This is a genomic window from Pseudomonas sp. 9.2(2024), from assembly GCF_039695385.1.
In the GTDB taxonomy this organism is placed as follows: domain Bacteria; phylum Pseudomonadota; class Gammaproteobacteria; order Pseudomonadales; family Pseudomonadaceae; genus Aquipseudomonas; species Aquipseudomonas paraglycinae.
On sequence record NZ_CP155585.1, the window covers coordinates 4,283,707 to 4,302,324 of the forward strand.

Consider the following 18,618-nt stretch of genomic DNA (forward strand, 5'->3'; position numbering starts at 1 on the left):
ACAGACACTTAAGAGCCGCTTTATAACAAGGGCTCTAAAAAGCTGTCAAGGAAGCCCCCCAGGCAAAAGCGTATTAATGCGTGCTAATTCTTTCCTTAGAGTCAGACTCACGTTTTTCGTCCTTGGCAACTATCTCCGGAGCCACATCCGGCAAGGGCTCCGGCGCGTATTGCAGCGCAATTTGCAGGACCTCGTCAATCCATTTAACCGGTTTGATCTGCAGATCCTGCTTGATATTGTCAGGAATCTCCTTCAGATCGCGCACGTTCTCTTCCGGAATAATCACTGTCTTGATTCCGCCACGGTGAGCGGCCAGCAGTTTTTCCTTCAGACCGCCAATGGCAAGGACTTGACCACGCAGGGTGATCTCGCCGGTCATGGCAACATCGGCGCGCACAGGAATACCCGTCAAAGCCGACACCAGCGCAGTACACATGCCTACACCGGCGCTCGGGCCGTCTTTCGGCGTAGCGCCTTCCGGCATGTGGATGTGCGTGTCACGCTTCTCGTGGAAGTCCAGCGGAATGCCCAGGCTCTTGGCACGGCTGCGTACCACGGTCAGGGCCGCAGTGATCGATTCGACCATTACGTCACCCAGCGAACCGGTCTTGATCAGTTGACCTTTACCCGGCACTACGGCGGCTTCGATGGTCAGCAGTTCGCCGCCCACCTGAGTCCAGGCCAGGCCGGTCACTTGACCGATCTGATCCTGTTGCTCGGCCAGACCGTATCGGAACTTGCGAACGCCGAGGAAATGCTCCAGCAGATCAGCTGTCACTTTTACCGAGAAGCGTTTTTCCAGCGCGTGCTCTTTGACCGCCTTGCGGCAGACCTTGGCAATCTGCCGCTCGAGGCCACGCACACCGGCTTCGCGGGTGTAGTAACGGATGATGTCGCGGATCGCTTCTTCGTCGAATTCCAGCTCGCCCTTCTTCAGGCCGTTGGCTGCAATCTGCTTCGGCGACAGGTACTTGACCGCAATGTTGATCTTCTCGTCTTCGGTGTAACCCGGCAGACGGATCACTTCCATCCGGTCCAGCAGCGCCGGCGGAATGTTCATCGAGTTCGAGGTGCACAGGAACATCACATCCGAAAGGTCGTAATCGACTTCCAGATAGTGGTCGTTGAAGTTGTGGTTCTGCTCAGGATCGAGCACTTCCAGCAACGCCGACGCCGGGTCGCCACGCATGTCGCTGCCCATTTTGTCGATTTCATCGAGCAGGAACAGCGGGTTGCGCACACCCACTTTTGTCATCTTTTGAATCAATCTTCCTGGCATCGAACCGATGTAAGTCCGACGGTGACCACGGATTTCCGCTTCATCACGCACGCCACCGAGGGCCATGCGCACGAATTTGCGGTTGGTGGCATGGGCGATCGACTCGGCCAGCGAGGTTTTACCCACGCCCGGAGGACCGACCAGGCACAACACCGGGCCACGGATTTTCTTCACGCGCTTCTGCACGGCGAGGTATTCAAGGATGCGTTCCTTGACCTCTTCGAGGCCGTAGTGATCGGCGTCGAGAATGTCTTCGGCACGGGCCAGGTCCAGACGCACCTTGCTCTGAGCCTTCCACGGCACCTGAACCAGCCAGTCGATGTACGAGCGCACCACGGTGGCTTCGGCAGACATCGGCGACATCTGCTTGAGCTTGTTCAACTCGGCAGTGGCCTTGGCCAGGGCATCTTTCGGCAGACCGGCAGCGTCGATACGCTTTTTCAGGTCTTCGATTTCGTTGTGGCCTTCGTCGCTGTCGCCGAGCTCCTTCTGAATGGCCTTCATCTGCTCGTTCAGGTAGTACTCGCGCTGACTGCGCTCCATTTGCTTTTTGACGCGGCCACGAATGCGTTTTTCGACTTGCAGCAGGTCGATCTCGGCGTCCAGCAAGGCCAGAACGTGCTCGACCCGGGCCGACAAATCGATGATTTCGAGGATTTCCTGCTTCTGCTCGATCTTCAGCGCCATGTGCGCGGCCATGGTGTCTACCAGGCGGCCAGGCTCGTCGATGCTGTTGAGCGACGACAGGACTTCAGCCGGGACTTTCTTGCCCAGCTGCACATATTGTTCGAACTGCGACAGCAGGCTGCGCACGAACACTTCGGATTCGCGCTCGGCGGCGTCGACTTCGTCGATCAGCGAGACTTCGGCACGGCAGTGGCCATCGACTTCGCTGAAGCGCTCGACAGCGCCACGCTGCTCGCCCTCGACCAGAACCTTGACGGTGCCGTCAGGCAGCTTGAGCAGCTGCAGAACAGTAGCGATGGTACCTACGCGATAGAGAGCTTCTTCACCGGGATCGTCGTCAGCCGGGTTTCTCTGGGCCAGCAGCAGGATCTGCTTGTCGCCCGTCATCGCGGCCTCGAGGGCTTCGATGGATTTCTCGCGCCCCACGAACAGCGGGATAACCATGTGCGGATACACAACGACATCACGCAATGGCAGGAGAGGCAATTCGATGGTGGTCTTCATGATTTCGCCTCTACGGCGGCCATATGGCCGTAATCAGATGGAATTAAGCTTGAAACCAAGATGGGGGCTGCCTTGAAAAAAAACAAGCGCAAAGCGGATGTAAAAAACGACATAAAAAAAAAGAGGCCCGAAGGCCCCTTCTTTGTTCCGGCAGACCGGGCGCTTACGCGTCCGGTGCAGCCTTGGCAGCCGGCTCACTGTTTTCGTAGATATACAGTGGCTTGGACTTGCCTTCGATCACGCTTTCATCGATCACGACTTTGCTCACCTCGGACTGCGAGGGGATTTCATACATCGTGTCGAGCAGCACACCTTCGAGAATCGAACGCAGGCCACGGGCACCGGTTTTACGCTCCAGGGCACGCTTGGCGACCGATTTCAGCGCGTCGGAACGGAATTCCAGATCCACGCCTTCCATCTCGAACAGCTTGGCATACTGTTTGGTCAGGGCATTTTTCGGCTCGGTGAGAATCTGCATCAGCGCAGCCTCATCCAGCTCGTCCAGCGTCGCGAGGACCGGCAGACGACCGACAAATTCCGGGATCAGACCGAACTTGACCAGGTCGTCAGGCTCGACTTCACGCAGGGACTCACCGACTTTCTTGCCTTCTTCCTTGCTGCGCACTTCTGCGTTGAAACCGATGCCACCCTTGGTGGAACGGTTCTGAATGACCTTCTCCAGACCGGAGAATGCGCCACCGCAGATGAACAGGATGTTACGGGTATCAACCTGAAGGAATTCCTGCTGCGGATGCTTGCGGCCACCTTGCGGCGGAACCGAAGCGACCGTGCCTTCGATCAGTTTGAGCAAGGCCTGCTGCACGCCTTCCCCGGAAACGTCCCGGGTAATCGACGGGTTGTCGGACTTGCGGGAAATCTTGTCGATTTCGTCGATGTAGACAATGCCCATCTGGGCTTTCTCTACGTCGTAATCACACTTCTGCAGCAGCTTCTGAATGATGTTCTCGACGTCTTCACCCACATAACCCGCCTCGGTGAGGGTGGTTGCGTCGGCGATGGTGAACGGAACGTTCAGCAAGCGGGCCAGGGTTTCGGCCAGCAGGGTTTTACCGGAGCCTGTCGGGCCGATCAGCAGGATGTTGCTCTTGCCGAGTTCGACGTCGTCAGCCTTTTTGTCACGCTGGTTCAGACGCTTGTAGTGGTTGTACACCGCTACTGCCAGAACCTTTTTGGCACGTTCCTGACCAATTACATACTGATCAAGGATGCCGCTGATTTCTTTAGGCGAAGGCAATTTATGCGCGCTGCTTTCGGCCTGTGCTTCCTGCACCTCCTCGCGGATGATGTCATTGCACAGGTCGACGCACTCGTCGCAGATAAAGACCGAGGGGCCGGCAATCAATTTGCGCACTTCATGCTGGCTTTTGCCACAGAAGGAGCAATAGAGCAGCTTGCCGTTGTCCTCGCCGTTGCGGGTGTCAGTCATTCGTTCGATCCAAATCCGATAGGCTTGCAACACAAGATGAAGGCTATTGCGGGCTTTTTCAAGCCCGCCGCTGATCAGACGCGCCGACCAAGCCTATTTTGAGCTGCTTATTTTAAGCTGGGCGCTGGTTGATCACTTCGTCGATCAGACCATATTCCTTCGCAGCTTCTGCACTCATGAAGTTGTCGCGGTTGGTGTCGCGCTCGATTTCTTCAAGCGTACGGCCGCTGTGCTTGGCCATCAGCGTGTTCAGACGCTCGCGGATGAAGAGGATTTCCTTGGCATGGATTTCGATGTCCGATGCCTGGCCCTGGAAACCGCCCAGTGGCTGGTGAATCATCACGCGCGAGTTCGGCAGGCAGAAACGCTTGCCAGGTGCACCGGCCGTCAGCAGGAATGCGCCCATGCTGCACGCCTGACCGATACAGGTAGTCGATACGTTTGGCTTGATGAACTGCATGGTGTCGTAGATCGACATGCCCGCTGTCACCGAACCGCCCGGGGAGTTGATGTAAAGATGGATGTCCTTGTCCGGGTTTTCCGCTTCAAGGAACAGCAATTGCGCGCAAATCAGGTTGGCCATGTAGTCCTCTACAGGACCCACCAGAAAGATCACTCGTTCCTTGAGAAGACGCGAGTAGATGTCATAGGCGCGCTCGCCACGAGCAGATTGCTCGACAACCATCGGGACCAGGCCGCCGGCGGCCTGGATATCAGAGTTCTGCTGAATATAGGAATTACGGAACATGCTCTGCAGTCACTCCCAAATAGTCATGTCTTGAATACGCATAAGCCAGCTCGAAGGCTGGCTTATGGTGTGTGCTTCTAACGCAAAAACAATCAGTCGGCTTTTGGAGCTTCTACCGGCTTGACCGCTTCTTCGTAAGAGACCGATTTGTCGGTCACGCTAGCTTTCTGCAGAACAGTATCCACAACTTGTTCTTCCAGCACAACCGAACGGACTTCGTTCAGTTGCTGCTCGTTCTTGTAGTACCAGGACACGACCTGCTCAGGCTCTTGGTAAGCCGAAGCCATTTCCTGAATCATTTCGCGAACGCGGGCTTCGTCTGGCTTCAGGTCGAACTGCTTGACCACTTCAGCAACGATCAGACCCAGTACAACGCGACGCTTGGCTTGTTCTTCGAACAGCTCGGCCGGCAGTTGGTCTGGCTTGATGTTGCCACCGAACTGCTGAACAGCCTGCACGCGCAGACGATCAACTTCGTTGGACAGCAGAGCCTTAGGCACTTCGATCGGGTTGGTGGCCAGCAGACCGTCCATTACCTGATTCTTGACCTTGGATTTGATCGCCTGACGCAGTTCACGCTCCATGTTCTTGCGAACTTCGGTGCGGAAACCGTCGATGCCGCTTTCCTTGATGCCGAATTGAGCGAAGAACTCTTCGTTCAGCTCAGGCAGTTTTGGCTCGGAAACGGTATTTACAGTCACGGTGAACTCGGCGGTTTTGCCAGCCAGGTCCAGGTTCTGATAGTCCTCTGGGAAGGTCAGGTTCAGAACGCGCTCTTCGCCGGCTTTAGCACCAACCAGGCCTTCTTCGAAGCCAGGGATCATGCGGCCGGAACCCAGTACCAGCTGAGTGCCCTTGGCGGAACCGCCAGCGAACACTTCGCCGTCAACCTTGCCAACGAAATCGATGTTCAGCTGGTCTTCGTTCTGGGCAGCGCGATCGGCTACTTCAAAACGGGTGTTCTGCTTGCGCAGGATGTCCAGCATCTTGTCCAGATCGGCGTCAGCCACGTCAGCGCTCAGGCGCTCGACGGTGATGCCTTCGAAGCCGGCAACGGTGAACTCGGGGAACACTTCGAATACGGCTACGTATTCCAGGTCCTTGCCAGCTTCGAGCGACTTAGGCTCGATCGACGGCGAACCGGCCGGGTTCAGCTTCTGCTCAACCACAGCTTCGTAGAAGGAGGACTGGATCACGTCGCCGATCGCTTCCTGGCGCGCATCAGCACCGAAACGGCGCTTGATTTCGCTCATTGGCACTTTGCCTGGACGGAAGCCAGCAATCTTGGCCTTTTGGGCAGTCTGCTGCAGACGCTTGTTGACCTGAGTCTCGATGCGCTCAGCCGGCACGGTGATGCTCATGCGGCGCTCAAGAGCAGTAGTATTTTCAACAGAAACTTGCATGGATATTCCTCGTTGCACAGACGTTAGCCGGCCGTTTCCGACCCAAGAATCAAGGGCAAGCATTCTAGTAGGTCAAACTCAAGAAGTCACCCTACTGAAAACGGGTAAAAAAACAGCAGGCCATTTGAAGGCGGGGACAAACGGTTGCGCCTCGCCCTGTTAGCAAATACAGCCAATTCAAGCCAGGGCTCTGCGCCAACCTCTTCTATATATAGAGGCGGTTGAATCATCTCCCTGACAGCCGACCTCGCAAGCAAGACCGGCAGGCAGCGCAGCATCATCGAGCAACATTGATACGACGAAGCACCCTGCCCTGCGACCCGAAACCTGCAGCCGCCAAAATCCGAAACCGTAAAACAAAAAAGGCGCCAGACTGTTAAATCTGGCGCCTTTCGGAATATGGGGTGGACGATGGGGATCGAACCCACGACAACGGGAGTCACAATCCCGTGCTCTACCAACTGAGCTACGCCCACCATATTGCGTGCCAAAGAAGCCAAACAACTTCTTTGTAGAACTTCACCCGGCCAACGGCATGAATGAAGCTTTGATTGGTGCGGATGAAGAGACTCGAACTCTTACGCCTCGCGGCGCTGGAACCTAAATCCAGTGTGTCTACCAATTCCACCACATCCGCGGATGAAGCTTTTTAAAGCAAAGGCGCCAGACTGTTACATCTGGCGCCTTTCGAAATATGGGGTGGACGATGGGGATCGAACCCACGACAACGGGAGTCACAATCCCGTGCTCTACCAACTGAGCTACGCCCACCATATCGCGTTACTTGTGCCAATGCTGCCTAATGGCGCACCCGGCAGGACTCGAACCTGCGACCATCCGCTTAGAAGGCGGATGCTCTATCCAGCTGAGCTACGGGCGCCTTGTTAGCTGTACCCTTGGAGGACTACAAACTAAGTGCTTTCCAGTCTCGCAAAACGTTGATTTCGCTCGACCTTCTTAACCAGTGCTAGGCTGTGCCCGACAAGTGCGACGAATAGTATAGAGCGACCTGAAGGTCGTCAAATCCTTTTTGAAAAAAATTCATTTAATTAAAGGGCTTAGGGGAATTTGCTGACCAAGCGCCTTTGCCCTCACCGTTTGACATGCGAGAATGCGTTCTCTTTTTTTCCCCTCTCGATGGTTAATCACGCGCAATGACTGCACAACTAATCGACGGCAAATCAATCGCCGCCAGCCTGCGCCAGCAGATCGCCCAACGGGTAGCCGAACGTCGCGAGCAAGGCTTGCGCACTCCCGGCCTCGCGGTGATCCTGGTCGGCAGCGATCCTGCCTCTCAGGTTTATGTCTCGCACAAGCGTAAAGACTGTGAAGAGGTCGGCTTCCTCTCTCAAGCCTACGACCTGCCTTCCGAAACCACTCAAGAAGCGCTGACCGATCTGATCGATCGACTGAACGACGACCCGGCAATCGACGGCGTTCTGCTTCAACTTCCCCTGCCGGAGCACCTGGATGCCTCCAAACTGCTGGAGCGCATCCGCCCGGACAAGGACGTCGACGGTTTCCATCCTTATAACGTCGGCCGTCTGGCCCAGCGCATTCCGCTGCTGCGCCCGTGCACCCCGAAGGGCATCATGACCCTGCTGGAAAGCACCGGTGCCGATCTGTACGGGATGGACGCAGTCGTTGTCGGCGCTTCCAACATCGTCGGTCGCCCGATGGCGATGGAACTGCTGCTGGCCGGTTGCACCGTGACCGTCACCCACCGCTTCACCAAGGATCTGGCCGGCCACGTCGGCCGCGCCGATCTGGTGGTCGTGGCCGCCGGCAAGCCGGGCCTGGTCAAGGGCGAGTGGATCAAGGAAGGCGCGATCGTGATCGACGTCGGCATCAACCGTCAGGACGACGGCAAACTGGTCGGTGACGTCGTTTATGAAACCGCCCTGCCCCGCGCTGGCTGGATCACTCCGGTCCCGGGCGGCGTCGGTCCGATGACCCGCGCCTGCCTGCTGGAAAACACCCTCTACGCGGCAGAAACCCTGCACGCCTGAGTCGCGTTTTCCACACTCCGAGAACCCCGCCTTGTGCGGGGTTTTTCATGCCCTCGAAAAAACCTTTACCGTTCGCCGGAAACCCCTATTTTTACAGGGCTTTTCACGACTTTTTCATGCCCTTCAAACAACCATCGACAGTTCTTCAGCCATACTCCTAAAATGCGTCGTTTTTACGACACAGGCCGTTACAAAATACGGCATTTCCAACCTTCATGAGTTCGCCCGCGTGAATATTCGTCTGTCCATCCTGAGCCTGGTTTTTGCATTTTCAGGCACGCTCCTCACGCCAACGGTCAACGCCGCCGAAACCACCGCTGCCCCTCGAGACGCTTCGCAATTGAAGATCGCCTCCGGCAGCGCCCTGCTGATGGATCTGCAGACCAACAAAGTCATTTATTCCAGCAACCCGGACGTGGTGGTGCCCATCGCTTCCGTGAGCAAGTTGATGACCGGTTTGGTAGTGGTTGAAGCGCACCAGAACATGGACGAATGGATTGACGTCGACATCAGCCGCACACCGGAAATGAAAGGCGTGTTTTCCCGCGTCAAACTGCGAAGCGAACTGCCCCGCCGCGAGATGCTGCTGATTGCCCTGATGTCCTCGGAAAACCGCGCCGCCGCCAGCCTGGCTCACCACTACCCGGGCGGTTACGCTGCATTCATCGCCGCAATGAACGCCAAGGCCAAGGCGCTGGGCATGACCAGCACCCACTTTGTGGAACCCACCGGCCTGTCCGAGCGCAACGTTTCCACCGCTCGCGACCTGAGCAAGTTGCTGGTGGCTGCGCACAAACAGCCGCTGCTCATCGAGCTGACCACCACCAAGGAAAAGACCGTCTCGTTCCGCAAACCCAATTACACCCTGGGTTTCCGCAACACAGATCACCTGGTCAACAAGGCTGACTGGGATATCCGCATCACCAAAACCGGCTTCACCAACCCGGCCGGTCACTGCCTGGTGCTGGTGACCCGCATGGCCAACCGTCCGGTAGCCCTGGTGATTCTCGACGCGTTCGGCAAATACACCCACTTCGCCGATGCCAGCCGCATCCGCAGCTGGGTGGAAACCGGCAAGAGTGCCAACGTCCCGGCCGTGGCTCAGCAATACAAGGCCGACAAAAACCTCAAGAGTCGCCAGAGCGGAGTGATCGAAGCCTCCAAGTAATCCGTCACCCATGAAAAAGCCCCGAATCATCGGGGCTTTTTCATTTATGCAGTCAGTCGTTGGGCAACGGCATCTTGTCGTCATCGGGAATGCCGTCACCGGCACTCGAGTCGCGGGAATGCTCTGGCGTGACCACCGCCGGACGCGCCAGCGGATCGCGCATGGGGCTGTCCGGATCCAGCACCGGATCAACTTCCGGCTCAGGGGTGGTGGGCACACTGTCAGGTTTGTGGTCGTCGAAACTCGAATCGGTACTCATACGCACCTCGCTTCAAGGCTTGAGATCAGCCAAGGGATCGTAAGGCTTGGCCGGACGCTTGGGATCATCGCCCGGTTGCACATCCTTCGGCGCCTTCGCCGGGCCAATGGGATCGACTTGCGGATCGTCCAGGTCAGGCGAGTCCGGATCGAAACCCAAGTCGTCGCCACTGCCATGCTCGGAAGAATGTGGCCCGCTGGGTGAATTGGGGATTGCCATGTTCATCTCCTGATACCAGGCCCGTAAAACACGGGACGCTACAGTTCAGAAGCGCATCCCCCGCCAGGGTGCCCGACAAGCGACGAACGGAACCTCAGTGCTGTGCCAGCGCCTTTCTCGCCTGCGCCGCTTCCCGCTCCTGCCCGGCTTGCGCCAGTGCATCGGCGGCCTTGAGCCAGCGCTGTTGATCGACCGCCGCCGGAACCTGCGTCGGCTTCTGGATCAACACCGCCCAGCCACCAGATTTTTCGAGGGCCGCCTCGAACGAGCTGAAGCTCATCAATTCACGGCGATTCATCCCCGCGCGCAGCAACACTTTCTGTTTCAGACGATCGTAGCCGGACAGGATCGCGTAACGCGGCTCCGCCCAAAACGCCGATCCCTCGCTGAAACGCACCATCACCGGATACCCGGCCGCCACTTGAGTCAGCAGCGCCGGCAGATTGCTGTCCAGCGGATACACGACCATGCCGTATTCACGTGCGAGGTCCTGTAAATTCTGTTGCAACTTGTCCTCGGCGCCCGGCAAGTGCAGCGGTTTTTCCAGCAGACCCGGCGTGATCACGATGCCCTGCTGCGACAGTAGGCTGGCCAGCACTTGCGGCCCACTTTGATAGGCCTCACCGCGATAGAAGGTGCCGCTGAGCTCGACCCGCTCCGGCAGGCGCTTGACCTCTGGCGCCACACTGCCCGCACACCCCACCAATGCTGTCACGCAACCGGCCACCAGCAGCGCCGCGCGAATCCGGGAAAATAGCTGCACCATCGTCACTCTCTTGATCAGTTACCGGTCATCGTGTTCCGGCTTGGTCGAGGATCATAGGACGGCGCCACGCTGCGGTATAGCCCAAAGCGGCAGATGCATCGGTTGCATAGAGCGAACTGATTGGTCACCACCGACCTTTGGTCAATAGCCTGAAACACGCCAGCGACTAGACTGTCACTCAGACAAGAGCCAAAGAAAGAGCGCCCGACGCAGGGCAAAGAGGAGGCACAGATGAGCCTGACCATGACCATCGTAATGCTGATTGCCGGCTGGCTGGCCGTTGCCGCCGCCATGCTGTGGGGCGTGTTGCGGATTTCCCGCCGCCATCACCACCCGGTACAACCTGCACCGACCAGGAAGATCGAGAAACACGACGCCCGTCACGCCACCGCGCACTGACTTTCCGTAACCGACACAAACAAAAAGGCCGCCTGGACTCTCGCGAGTTCAGGCGGCCTTTGGTTTTCCAGCGTTTACGCTTCGGCAGTCAGTTTCTTCTGCTTGGCACGGCGCGACATCATGTTCAGCACTTCAATCGCAGCCGAGAACGCCATGGCGGCATACACATAACCTTTTGGTACGTGGGCGCCGAAGCCTTCGGCGATCAGCGTCATGCCGATCATGATCAGGAAGCCCAGAGCCAGCATCACCACCGTCGGGTTGTCGTTGATGAACTTGGCCAGCGGATCAGCCGCAAACAGCATCACCAATACCGAGACAACAACTGCAATCACCATGATCGGCAAGTGTTCGGTCATGCCGACAGCGGTAATGATGCTGTCGATCGAGAACACCATGTCCAGCATCAGGATCTGCCCGATGGCGGCGGCGAAGCCCAGAGTCACCTTCGACGTCGCGGTCTTCGGATCTTCCGGTGCCGGGTCCATGCTGTGATGGATTTCCGTGGTGGCTTTCCACAACAGGAACAGGCCGCCGGCGATCAGGATCATGTCCTTCCAGGAGAACGCGTGGCCGAGAATCTCGATGACCGGCGCGGTCAGCTGAACGATGAACGCGATGGTGCTCAACAAGGCCAGACGCATGATCAGCGCCATGCCGATCCCCAGACGGCGAGCCTTCTGCCGGTACTGCTCGGGCAATTTGTTGGTCAGGATCGAGATAAAGATCAGGTTATCGATGCCAAGCACGATCTCCATCACCACCAGTGTGGCCAAGGCAATCCAGGCGGTCGGGCTGGCGGCGAGTTCTAACAGATATTCCATGGGTCAGTCCTGACTCTGTGTAAGACGGTTTAGATTTCCTGGGAGGACGATTCGGATTTTTCTTCGTCGTCTTTCGGTTCTTTCTTGCTGATCAGATTGCCGGTGGCATCGCTGAGCGCCTCTTCGGCAGCTTTATGCGTGTCGTCGATGGCTTGCTTGGCCGCTTCAGCCGCCTGCCCCATCAGTTGCTGGGCGCTCTTTTCGGCCTGGTCGCAACCGGCCAGTACCAGTAAAGACGCGATCAACAACGCCGTAGTTTTTAGTTTCATGCTGCTTCCCTCGATAGAACAGACAGCGCCGTACAGACCGGCCGTCGATGGCTGGGCATTCTAGGGAGACAAACACTTCAGGAAAATTCGTATTTTTAGCGGCTATACTTCGATTTATACGAACTGTATTTGACGGACCGAACCCCATGCTCAATTACCGACAACTGCATTACTTCTGGGTGGTGGCCAAGACCGGCAGCATCGTGCGCGCCTGCGAGCAACTGAACCTGACGCCGCAGACCATCAGCGGGCAGATTTCCCTGCTCGAACAGACCTATGGCATCGAGTTGTTTCAACGGGTCGGCCGGCAACTGGAGCTCACCGAGGCCGGGCGCCAGGCCCTGCCCTACGCCGAGCAAATGTTCCAGCTCGGCGGCGAACTGGAGCTGATGCTGCGCGCCCAGCCCAATGAACAGCAGATCCTGTTCCGGGTCGGCGTGGCGGATGTGGTGCCCAAATCCATCGTCTATCGCCTGATCGCGCCGACCATGGAATTGAGCGAGCCACTGCGCATCACCTGCCGCGAAGACAAACTCGAACGCCTGCTGGCGGATCTGGCGATCCAGCGTCTGGACCTGGTGATCTCCGACAGCCCGATGCCCTCGCACCTGGACATCAAGGGCTACAGCCAGAAACTCGGGGAATGCGGGATCAGTTTCTTCGCCACCGCCGAACTGGCAGCGCAATACGGACAGGATTTCCCGCGCAGCCTGCACGGTGCACCACTGTTGATCCCCGGCGCGGAAACCGTGGTGCGCAGCCGTTTGCAGCGCTGGTTCGCCGAGCAGCAGATTCAGCCAAGGATTGTCGGGGAGTTCGATGACAGCGCTTTGATGCAGGCGTTCGGCCAATCCGGCAGCGGGATTTTCATTGGCCCGAGCGTGATTGCCGATGAGGTGAAGCGCCAGTACGGCGTCGAGTTGATCGGCCAGACCGACGCGGTGAGCGAGTCGTTCTACGCGATCTCGGTGGAGCGCAAGGTCAAGCACCCCGGCATCAAAGCGATTACCGAAGGTGCCCGACGCGAGCTGTTTACAGCGTTTTAAGCCGGAGCGCAGACGTCGCGCGGCTTGAGCACCATCAACACCATGGCGAGGAAAATCGACAGCAGAATGAACCCGGCAGCGGCGAAGCCCACAAAGCCGAGGCCGGCGCTGTCGATCACTCGACCGCCAATGATCGCGCCCAGACCAATCCCGAGGTTGGCCCCGGCAATGTTCAGCGACGCGGCGAAGGCCGGCGCTTCCGGTGCGGCTTTCATCAAGCGCACGTGACTGACCAGAAACAGCGCCGCCTGAGTCACGCCCCAGATGCCCATCGCCGCCGCCAGACCCAGCGACGAATTGATGTTCGGCACCAGCGCCACCATCCCCGGGATCATGAACGCGCAGAACATCACCGAGGCCATCAGCGGATGACGATCCACCGCACGACCACCCAACGAGTTGCCGATCAGACCGACCGCGCCAAAGCCCATCAGGCACCAGCCGACCACGGTGCCATTGAAGCCGGCCAGACGCTCGAGGATGTCCGCCAGATAGGTGTAGGCGGTGAACATGCCGCTGAACACCAGGATCGACAGCAGCACATGGCCCAGCATCAGCGGGCTGCGCAGGATCTTGAACTGCGAAGCGAAACTGACCTGATGCTGGTGCAGACTGGTTTTCGGCAGATAGACAAACAGCAGCAGCGCCTTGGCGAACGCGATCACCGCCAGAATGGCGAACGCACTGCGCCAGCCGAACGCATCGGAAATCAGCGTGCCGACCGGAATGCCGAACACGGTGGCGCAGACGATGCCGAAGCCGATCTTGGCGATCGCGCGACCGGCGAAGTCCGGGCCGACGATGTCCACCGCCGTTTCACTGGCCAGCGCCCAGAACACCGGCAGCCCCAGCGCCGGGATCAGTCGGGCAATCGCCATGACCCAGATGTTCGGCGCCAATGCCGCGACGGTATTGGCCAGACCGAACATGATCAGGATGGTGATGAACAGTTTGCGGCGCTCGAAACGGGCGAAATATGCGGTCAAGAAAGGACCGAACATTGCCACGGTGAAAGCGAATAGAGTCACCAGCAGCCCGGCCTGCGGGATGGTGACGGCCAGGTCGCGAGCAATCGCCGGCAACAGGCCGACGATGACGAACTCCGTGGTCAGCACCGTGAACCCGGCGGCGGACAACAGAAGGATGGGCAACAGCATGAGGAACTCCAGCAAAACGACGACACCAGCGCTGACCCGAAGGCCCGCTGGCAGAACTTGAAAATAAGGATGCGCAATCTTAACAGAGTGTTTCCCGGGTGACTTGCACAAACCTGTCTAACTTGTAGATCGATCCGGTGGCAGATCGTCACAGGTCTGAAGGATCCGGACGACGCTGTGATAAAGTCCGCGCCCTGCAAAACGTACACCCTGTTCAACCACCCGTTTAACGGTGTGGCTGGCGCGTCAGTCCTTTCGGTTTGTGTCCGTGGCCTGCCCCCGATCAATCGCCCGGATCACGTAACCTTGCACCCTATAAAAACAGAGATGCCGTTATGACCGCTTCATCCCCTTCTCTATTGCAACGTCTTAAAAGCCTCAGCCTGGTCACCCAGATCCTGATCGGCCTGATTGCCGGCATCGCCCTTGCGCTGTTCGCGCCGGAAGCGGCCAAAGGCACAGCCTTCATCGGCAAAGTGTTCGTCTCGGCCCTGAAAGCCGTGGCGCCTATCCTGGTGTTCGTGCTGGTCATGGCCTCGATCGCCAACCACAAGCACGGCCAGGAAACCCACATCCGGCCGATCCTGTTCCTGTATCTGCTGGGCACCTTCGCCGCCGCCGTGGTCGCGGTGATTGCCAGCATGATGTTCCCGTCGCATCTGGTGCTGTCCACCGACAACATTGCGGTGAGCGCGCCGGGCGGCATCAGTGAAGTGCTGCAAAGCCTGTTGCTGAGCGTGGTCGACAACCCGGTGAGCGCGCTGATGAACGCCAACTTCATCGGCATTCTGGCCTGGGCCATCGGCATGGGCGTGGCGATCCGGCACGCCGGCGACACCACCCGCGAAGTGCTGGGCGATCTGTCCAATGGCGTGACAGTGATTGTCCGGGTCGTGATCCGTTTTGCGCCGCTGGGTATTTTCGGCCTGGTGGCATCGACCCTGGCCACCTCCGGATTTGGTGCATTGATCGGTTATGCGCATCTGCTGGCAGTGCTGCTCGGCTGCATGCTGTTCGTGGCGCTGGTGATGAACCCGCTGATCGTGTTCTGGAAGCTGCGTCGCAACCCTTATCCACTGACGCTTCAGTGCCTGCGTGAAAGCGGCATCACCGCGTTTTTCACCCGCAGCTCGGCGGCGAACATTCCGGTCAACCTGGAATTGAGCAAGCGTCTGGGCCTGCATGAAGACACCTACTCGGTATCGATCCCGCTCGGCGCCACCATCAACATGGCAGGCGCGGCGATCACCATCACCGTGCTGACCCTCGCTGCCGTGCACACCCTGGGCATTGCCGTGGACATCCCGACCGCGATCCTGCTCAGCGTCGTCGCTGCGATCTGCGCCTGCGGTGCCTCGGGCGTGGCCGGTGGTTCGCTGCTGCTGATCCCGCTGGCGTGCAGCCTGTTCGGCATCCCGAGCGAAATCGCCATGCAGGTGGTGGCCGTCGGTTTCATCATCGGCGTGCTGCAGGATTCGGCCGAGACGGCGCTGAACTCCTCCACCGACGTGCTGTTCACCGCCGCCGCGTGCCTGGGCGAAGAGCAGAAAACCCAGCGCCCGGCATAAAAAACCGACGCAACAAAAAGCCCGCCAAGGCGCAAACCTTGGCGGGCTTTTTATTGCGCAGCGTTTTAGAACGCGCCCATGTAATCGCGCTTGCCCACTTCCACACCGTTGTGACGCAGCAGTGCGTAGGTGGTGGTGACGTGGAAGAAGAACTGCGGCAGGCCGTAGCTCAGCAGGTAAGCCTGGCCACTGAAGCGCTTCTCTTTCGGGGTGCCCGGACGAGTCACAATCTCGATGCCTTCCTTGCCATTGATCTGCTCTGGCTTGATCTCGCCGATGAAGGCCAGAACCTTGGCGATCAGCGCTTGCAGCTCGGCGAAGGTGGTTTCGGTGTCGTCATATTTCGGGATTTCGATTTCGGCCAGACGCGAGGACACACCTTTGGCGAAGTCCACGGCGATCTGCACCTGACGCACCAGCGGGAACATGTCCGGGTACAGACGCGCTTGCAGGAAGGCGTTCGGGTCGATGTTTTTCTCGGTGGCGTGGGCTTCAGCCTTTTTCAGCACATCGCTCAGGGCGTTGAGCATTTGTTGGAAAACCGGGACGGATGCGGCGTACAGGGAAATGGTCATGGCAGTCTCACGTGGTGGCTGGTTGAATCGTGGGGGCGATTATAGCCATGCTCGCAGGGCGGCGCGGCTTGTCTTTTATCCAGCAAGGATTAGGCTAGGCGCCTTCGACTGCAGAGGGAACGCGCGATGACCACCGAATTTGAAACCCGCTCCGACGAACCACGGCTCAACGCCACGGAAATCCGCATTCTGGGCTCGTTGATCGAGAAACAGGCCACCAGCCCGGAAACCTACCCGTTGACCCTCAACGCGCTGGTGCTGGCCTGCAACCAGAAAACCAGCCGGGAACCGGTGATGAACCTGACCCAGGGTCAGGTCGGCCAGAGCCTGCGCGCTCTCGAAAGCCGCGGTTTCGCCAAACTGGTGATGGGCAGTCGCGCCGACCGCTGGGAGCACAAGGTCGACAAGGCGCTGGAGCTGGTGCCGGCGCAATTGATCCTGACCGGGTTGATGTTCCTGCGCGGCCCGCAGACCGTCAACGAACTGCTGACCCGCAGCGGTCGCATGCATGAGTTCGAAGATTCAGAACAAGTGGTGCATCAGCTGGAGCGCCTGATCGCCCGGGAGCTGGCGGTATTGATTCCGCGTCAGGCCGGCCAGCGCGAAGATCGCTACACCCACGCGCTGGGCGATCCTGCGGACATCGAGGCGATTATCGCGGCGCGCCAGAACCCGAGTGATCGCGGGGCTGCCAGCGGCGTGTCAGTGGAGCGCATCGAAGAGCTGGAGGCGCGGATTGCGGCACTGGAAGAGCGTCTGGCCCGCCTCGAAGAATAAGCGCACCGGGGCGGCGTTATTCGCCGTCCCAGTAATCCACCCCGTCCGCCTGCCGCGCCACCGCGACGAATCCCGAGGCATTGCCTTCGGCATCGACGCTGAAGTTGTCCATCACCGCGTATTTGTTCGAATCCGGGTACTCGCAGATTTCCGGTTGCTGCTGGGTGCTGACCGCCAGATAGCGCAGCTCCGCAGCACTGGTATTGATGATCTGATGCGCGGCTTCCGGGCCGCCCGGCGGACAGGCGACCACGTCACCGGCGCGGATCGGGAAACGTTCGGCGCCGAGGCGCACCTCCCCTTCCCCGGCCACCACGTAAAACATTTCCTCATTGACCCGATGACTGTGAAACGGACTGCCGCGCATGCCCGGCGGCAACGCATACAAGCGGTAACCGAGTTTCTGCGCGCCCAGTTGCTGACCGACCCGGGCGAACCGTTGCTGATAACGTCCGGCGGTTTCGCCCTCGGGGGACAGGGCTTCGGGAAGCGGTTCGAGTTCGACGTCATTCAGGTTGAGAATGGGCGGATGCATGCAAACCTCGGCTTTTGTGATGAGCAAGTCTGTACTTGCTGATCCGGCAGTATAGGCAACGGCAAATCCGGGCGGATATGCCGTTGCTCAGGCTCCATCAGCTACGGGCAAACGCCACCGCCGCATCGAACTGCTCGACCGTCGGCCGCACGCCGGTGTACAGCACGAACTGCTCAAGCGCCTGGATCGCGATCACTTCCAGCCCGGTGATCACTTTTTTGCCTTCGGCACGACCGCGCACGATCAGCGGGGTTTCCGAGGGGATCGCCACCACATCGAACACGGTGTCGGCAGACTTGATCACATCCACGTCAAAAGAAAGCTGACCCGCTTCCGGACCGCCATCCATCCCGACCGGAGTCACGTTGATCAACATCTGCGGGCGCTCGTCACCCAGTTCCGCCTGCCAGCGATACCCGAGTGAATCCGCCAGCGCACGGCCGGCGCGCTCGTTGCGGGCCACGATCAAACCGTTTTTGTAACCGCCATCGCGCAAGGCACTCGCCACAGCCTTGGCCATGCCGCCGCTGCCACGCAGGGCAAAGGTCGAGCCCTTCGGCACCGCGTGGGTTTCCAGCAACTGAGCGATGGCGATGTAATCGGTGTTGTAGGCCTTGAGATGGCCGTTGGTGTTGACGATGGTGTTGATCGACTGGATCGCCGCCGCCGAAGCATCCAGTTCATCGACCAGCGCAATACTCGCTTCCTTGAACGGCATCGATACGCCGCAACCGCGAATTCCCAGCGCGCGGATCCCGCCGACCGCACCGGGCAGGTCCTGGCTGCTGAATGCCTTGTAGTAGAAATTCAGGCCCAGTTGTTCATACAAATGGTTATGAAAACGCAGACCGAAATTCCCGGGACGCCCAGACAGGGACATGCACAATTGGGTGTCTTTGTTGGGGTTCATCTGCATGGGAGGCTCCTTCGAATGCACTTTCGGATGGACGGGATTAGCCAGGCCATCGGGTTCTGAACG

The 18,618-nt window shown here is 58.8% G+C and carries 19 protein-coding genes and 4 tRNA genes; 6 read left to right on the plus strand and 17 right to left on the minus strand.

Annotation, left to right across the window (positions count from 1 at the left end; translation table 11 throughout):
* Positions 1-73: 73 nt before the first annotated feature.
* The 8 genes from lon to ABFB52_RS19230 all read right to left on the minus strand — a co-directional run bounded on the left by lon (position 74) and on the right by ABFB52_RS19230 (position 6,948).
* Positions 74-2,470: an endopeptidase La gene (gene lon, locus ABFB52_RS19195; RefSeq protein WP_007951557.1), complete on the minus strand. Its 2,397-nt coding sequence runs from the start codon at positions 2,468-2,470 to the stop codon at positions 74-76.
* A gap of 163 nt (positions 2,471-2,633) precedes the next feature.
* A complete protein-coding gene (gene clpX, locus ABFB52_RS19200) occupies positions 2,634-3,917 on the minus strand; it encodes an ATP-dependent Clp protease ATP-binding subunit ClpX (RefSeq protein ID WP_007951558.1) in 1,284 nt (427 codons plus the stop codon).
* 112 nt (positions 3,918-4,029) lie between these two features.
* On the minus strand, positions 4,030-4,665 hold the full coding sequence (gene clpP / locus ABFB52_RS19205; protein ID WP_007951559.1) for an ATP-dependent Clp endopeptidase proteolytic subunit ClpP: 636 nt from the start codon (positions 4,663-4,665) through the stop codon (positions 4,030-4,032).
* A 92-nt stretch (positions 4,666-4,757) separates the two neighbouring features.
* The gene (gene tig, locus ABFB52_RS19210; RefSeq protein ID WP_011335037.1) at positions 4,758-6,068 is read right to left on the minus strand and encodes a trigger factor; all 1,311 of its coding nucleotides are present in this window, start codon (positions 6,066-6,068) and stop codon (positions 4,758-4,760) included.
* A 400-nt stretch (positions 6,069-6,468) separates the two neighbouring features.
* Positions 6,469-6,544 (minus strand) — tRNA-His (locus ABFB52_RS19215).
* 76 nt (positions 6,545-6,620) lie between these two features.
* Positions 6,621-6,705 (minus strand) — tRNA-Leu (locus ABFB52_RS19220).
* Between the two features lie 58 nt (positions 6,706-6,763).
* Positions 6,764-6,839, minus strand: a tRNA-His gene (locus ABFB52_RS19225).
* 32 nt (positions 6,840-6,871) lie between these two features.
* Positions 6,872-6,948, minus strand: a tRNA-Arg gene (locus ABFB52_RS19230).
* Positions 6,949-7,222: 274 nt separating this feature from the next.
* On the opposite strand from ABFB52_RS19230, the gene folD reads away from it, so the two are divergent.
* Positions 7,223-8,077, plus strand: a complete 855-nt coding sequence (folD, locus tag ABFB52_RS19235) for a bifunctional methylenetetrahydrofolate dehydrogenase/methenyltetrahydrofolate cyclohydrolase FolD (RefSeq protein ID WP_085608325.1) — start codon at positions 7,223-7,225, stop codon at positions 8,075-8,077.
* A gap of 229 nt (positions 8,078-8,306) precedes the next feature.
* Complete coding sequence (pbpG, locus tag ABFB52_RS19240) at positions 8,307-9,245, plus strand: D-alanyl-D-alanine endopeptidase (RefSeq protein WP_007951562.1); 939 nt, start codon at positions 8,307-8,309, stop codon at positions 9,243-9,245.
* A 52-nt stretch (positions 9,246-9,297) separates the two neighbouring features.
* Here the strand turns inward: pbpG and ABFB52_RS19245 are convergent, their stop codons facing one another.
* The 3 genes from ABFB52_RS19245 to ABFB52_RS19255 form a co-directional block, all read right to left on the minus strand.
* A complete protein-coding gene (locus tag ABFB52_RS19245; RefSeq protein WP_085745912.1) occupies positions 9,298-9,504 on the minus strand; it encodes a hypothetical protein in 207 nt (68 codons plus the stop codon).
* 12 nt (positions 9,505-9,516) lie between these two features.
* Positions 9,517-9,723: a DUF6021 family protein gene (locus ABFB52_RS19250; RefSeq protein WP_064380821.1), complete on the minus strand. Its 207-nt coding sequence runs from the start codon at positions 9,721-9,723 to the stop codon at positions 9,517-9,519.
* Positions 9,724-9,817: 94 nt separating this feature from the next.
* Complete coding sequence (locus tag ABFB52_RS19255) at positions 9,818-10,489, minus strand: peptidase C39 family protein (RefSeq protein WP_129973750.1); 672 nt, start codon at positions 10,487-10,489, stop codon at positions 9,818-9,820.
* Positions 10,490-10,720: 231 nt separating this feature from the next.
* Here ABFB52_RS19255 and ABFB52_RS19260 point away from each other — a divergent pair, with 231 nt between their 5' ends.
* Entirely contained in the window at positions 10,721-10,888 is a 168-nt protein-coding gene (locus tag ABFB52_RS19260) for a hypothetical protein (protein ID WP_007951566.1), read from the plus strand.
* Between the two features lie 74 nt (positions 10,889-10,962).
* Here ABFB52_RS19260 and ABFB52_RS19265 read toward each other — a convergent pair whose 3' ends face one another.
* Both ABFB52_RS19265 and ABFB52_RS19270 read right to left on the minus strand, forming a co-directional pair.
* Entirely contained in the window at positions 10,963-11,712 is a 750-nt protein-coding gene (locus ABFB52_RS19265) for a TerC family protein (RefSeq protein WP_085745910.1), read from the minus strand.
* A gap of 29 nt (positions 11,713-11,741) precedes the next feature.
* Positions 11,742-11,981 (minus strand): hypothetical protein, encoded by a 240-nt coding sequence (locus ABFB52_RS19270; RefSeq protein WP_007951568.1) that lies wholly within the window; start codon positions 11,979-11,981, stop codon positions 11,742-11,744.
* 146 nt (positions 11,982-12,127) lie between these two features.
* Here ABFB52_RS19270 and nhaR point away from each other — a divergent pair, with 146 nt between their 5' ends.
* A complete protein-coding gene (gene nhaR, locus ABFB52_RS19275) occupies positions 12,128-13,027 on the plus strand; it encodes a transcriptional activator NhaR (RefSeq protein ID WP_007951569.1) in 900 nt (299 codons plus the stop codon).
* Here the strand turns inward: nhaR and ABFB52_RS19280 are convergent.
* Positions 13,024-14,184, minus strand: a complete 1,161-nt coding sequence (locus ABFB52_RS19280; RefSeq protein ID WP_007951570.1) for an MFS transporter — start codon at positions 14,182-14,184, stop codon at positions 13,024-13,026. The two genes, nhaR and ABFB52_RS19280, sit on opposite strands and share 4 nt — an antisense overlap.
* Positions 14,185-14,519: 335 nt before the next feature.
* Here ABFB52_RS19280 and sstT point away from each other — a divergent pair, with 335 nt between their 5' ends.
* Complete coding sequence (gene sstT / locus ABFB52_RS19285) at positions 14,520-15,752, plus strand: serine/threonine transporter SstT (protein ID WP_085745908.1); 1,233 nt, start codon at positions 14,520-14,522, stop codon at positions 15,750-15,752.
* A gap of 65 nt (positions 15,753-15,817) precedes the next feature.
* Here the strand turns inward: sstT and ABFB52_RS19290 are convergent, their stop codons facing one another.
* On the minus strand, positions 15,818-16,327 hold the full coding sequence (locus tag ABFB52_RS19290) for a DUF1993 domain-containing protein (RefSeq protein ID WP_011335046.1): 510 nt from the start codon (positions 16,325-16,327) through the stop codon (positions 15,818-15,820).
* Positions 16,328-16,453: 126 nt separating this feature from the next.
* Here ABFB52_RS19290 and ABFB52_RS19295 point away from each other — a divergent pair, with 126 nt between their 5' ends.
* Positions 16,454-17,104: a DUF480 domain-containing protein gene (locus ABFB52_RS19295; RefSeq protein WP_085745907.1), complete on the plus strand. Its 651-nt coding sequence runs from the start codon at positions 16,454-16,456 to the stop codon at positions 17,102-17,104.
* Positions 17,105-17,120: 16 nt separating this feature from the next.
* Here the strand turns inward: ABFB52_RS19295 and ABFB52_RS19300 are convergent, their stop codons facing one another.
* Both ABFB52_RS19300 and ABFB52_RS19305 read right to left on the minus strand, forming a co-directional pair.
* Entirely contained in the window at positions 17,121-17,639 is a 519-nt protein-coding gene (locus ABFB52_RS19300; RefSeq protein ID WP_129973749.1) for a cupin domain-containing protein, read from the minus strand.
* 97 nt (positions 17,640-17,736) lie between these two features.
* Positions 17,737-18,555, minus strand: a complete 819-nt coding sequence (locus tag ABFB52_RS19305) for a shikimate 5-dehydrogenase (protein WP_129973748.1) — start codon at positions 18,553-18,555, stop codon at positions 17,737-17,739.
* Positions 18,556-18,618: the final 63 nt, after the last annotated feature.

Excerpts from the sequence above, each read along its gene's own strand:
- ABFB52_RS19250 (WP_064380821.1), bottom strand. The coding sequence starts at position 9,723 with ATGGCAATCCCCAATTCACCCAGCGGGCCACATTCTTCCGAGCATGGC.
- ABFB52_RS19265 (WP_085745910.1), bottom strand. The coding sequence starts at position 11,712 with ATGGAATATCTGTTAGAACTCGCCGCCAGCCCGACCGCCTGGATTGCC.
- ABFB52_RS19280 (WP_007951570.1), bottom strand. The coding sequence starts at position 14,184 with ATGCTGTTGCCCATCCTTCTGTTGTCCGCCGCCGGGTTCACGGTGCTG.
- nhaR (WP_007951569.1), top strand. The coding sequence starts at position 12,128 with ATGCTCAATTACCGACAACTGCATTACTTCTGGGTGGTGGCCAAGACC.
- tig (WP_011335037.1), bottom strand. The coding sequence starts at position 6,068 with ATGCAAGTTTCTGTTGAAAATACTACTGCTCTTGAGCGCCGCATGAGC.
- ABFB52_RS19260 (WP_007951566.1), top strand. The coding sequence starts at position 10,721 with ATGAGCCTGACCATGACCATCGTAATGCTGATTGCCGGCTGGCTGGCC.
- ABFB52_RS19305 (WP_129973748.1), bottom strand. The coding sequence starts at position 18,555 with ATGCAGATGAACCCCAACAAAGACACCCAATTGTGCATGTCCCTGTCT.
- lon (WP_007951557.1), bottom strand. The coding sequence starts at position 2,470 with ATGAAGACCACCATCGAATTGCCTCTCCTGCCATTGCGTGATGTCGTT.
- sstT (WP_085745908.1), top strand. The coding sequence starts at position 14,520 with ATGACCGCTTCATCCCCTTCTCTATTGCAACGTCTTAAAAGCCTCAGC.
- clpP (WP_007951559.1), bottom strand. The coding sequence starts at position 4,665 with ATGTTCCGTAATTCCTATATTCAGCAGAACTCTGATATCCAGGCCGCC.
- ABFB52_RS19290 (WP_011335046.1), bottom strand. The coding sequence starts at position 16,327 with ATGACCATTTCCCTGTACGCCGCATCCGTCCCGGTTTTCCAACAAATG.
- ABFB52_RS19270 (WP_007951568.1), bottom strand. The coding sequence starts at position 11,981 with ATGAAACTAAAAACTACGGCGTTGTTGATCGCGTCTTTACTGGTACTG.
- ABFB52_RS19245 (WP_085745912.1), bottom strand. The coding sequence starts at position 9,504 with ATGAGTACCGATTCGAGTTTCGACGACCACAAACCTGACAGTGTGCCC.
- ABFB52_RS19295 (WP_085745907.1), top strand. The coding sequence starts at position 16,454 with ATGACCACCGAATTTGAAACCCGCTCCGACGAACCACGGCTCAACGCC.
- folD (WP_085608325.1), top strand. The coding sequence starts at position 7,223 with ATGACTGCACAACTAATCGACGGCAAATCAATCGCCGCCAGCCTGCGC.
- clpX (WP_007951558.1), bottom strand. The coding sequence starts at position 3,917 with ATGACTGACACCCGCAACGGCGAGGACAACGGCAAGCTGCTCTATTGC.
- ABFB52_RS19300 (WP_129973749.1), bottom strand. The coding sequence starts at position 17,639 with ATGCATCCGCCCATTCTCAACCTGAATGACGTCGAACTCGAACCGCTT.
- ABFB52_RS19255 (WP_129973750.1), bottom strand. The coding sequence starts at position 10,489 with ATGGTGCAGCTATTTTCCCGGATTCGCGCGGCGCTGCTGGTGGCCGGT.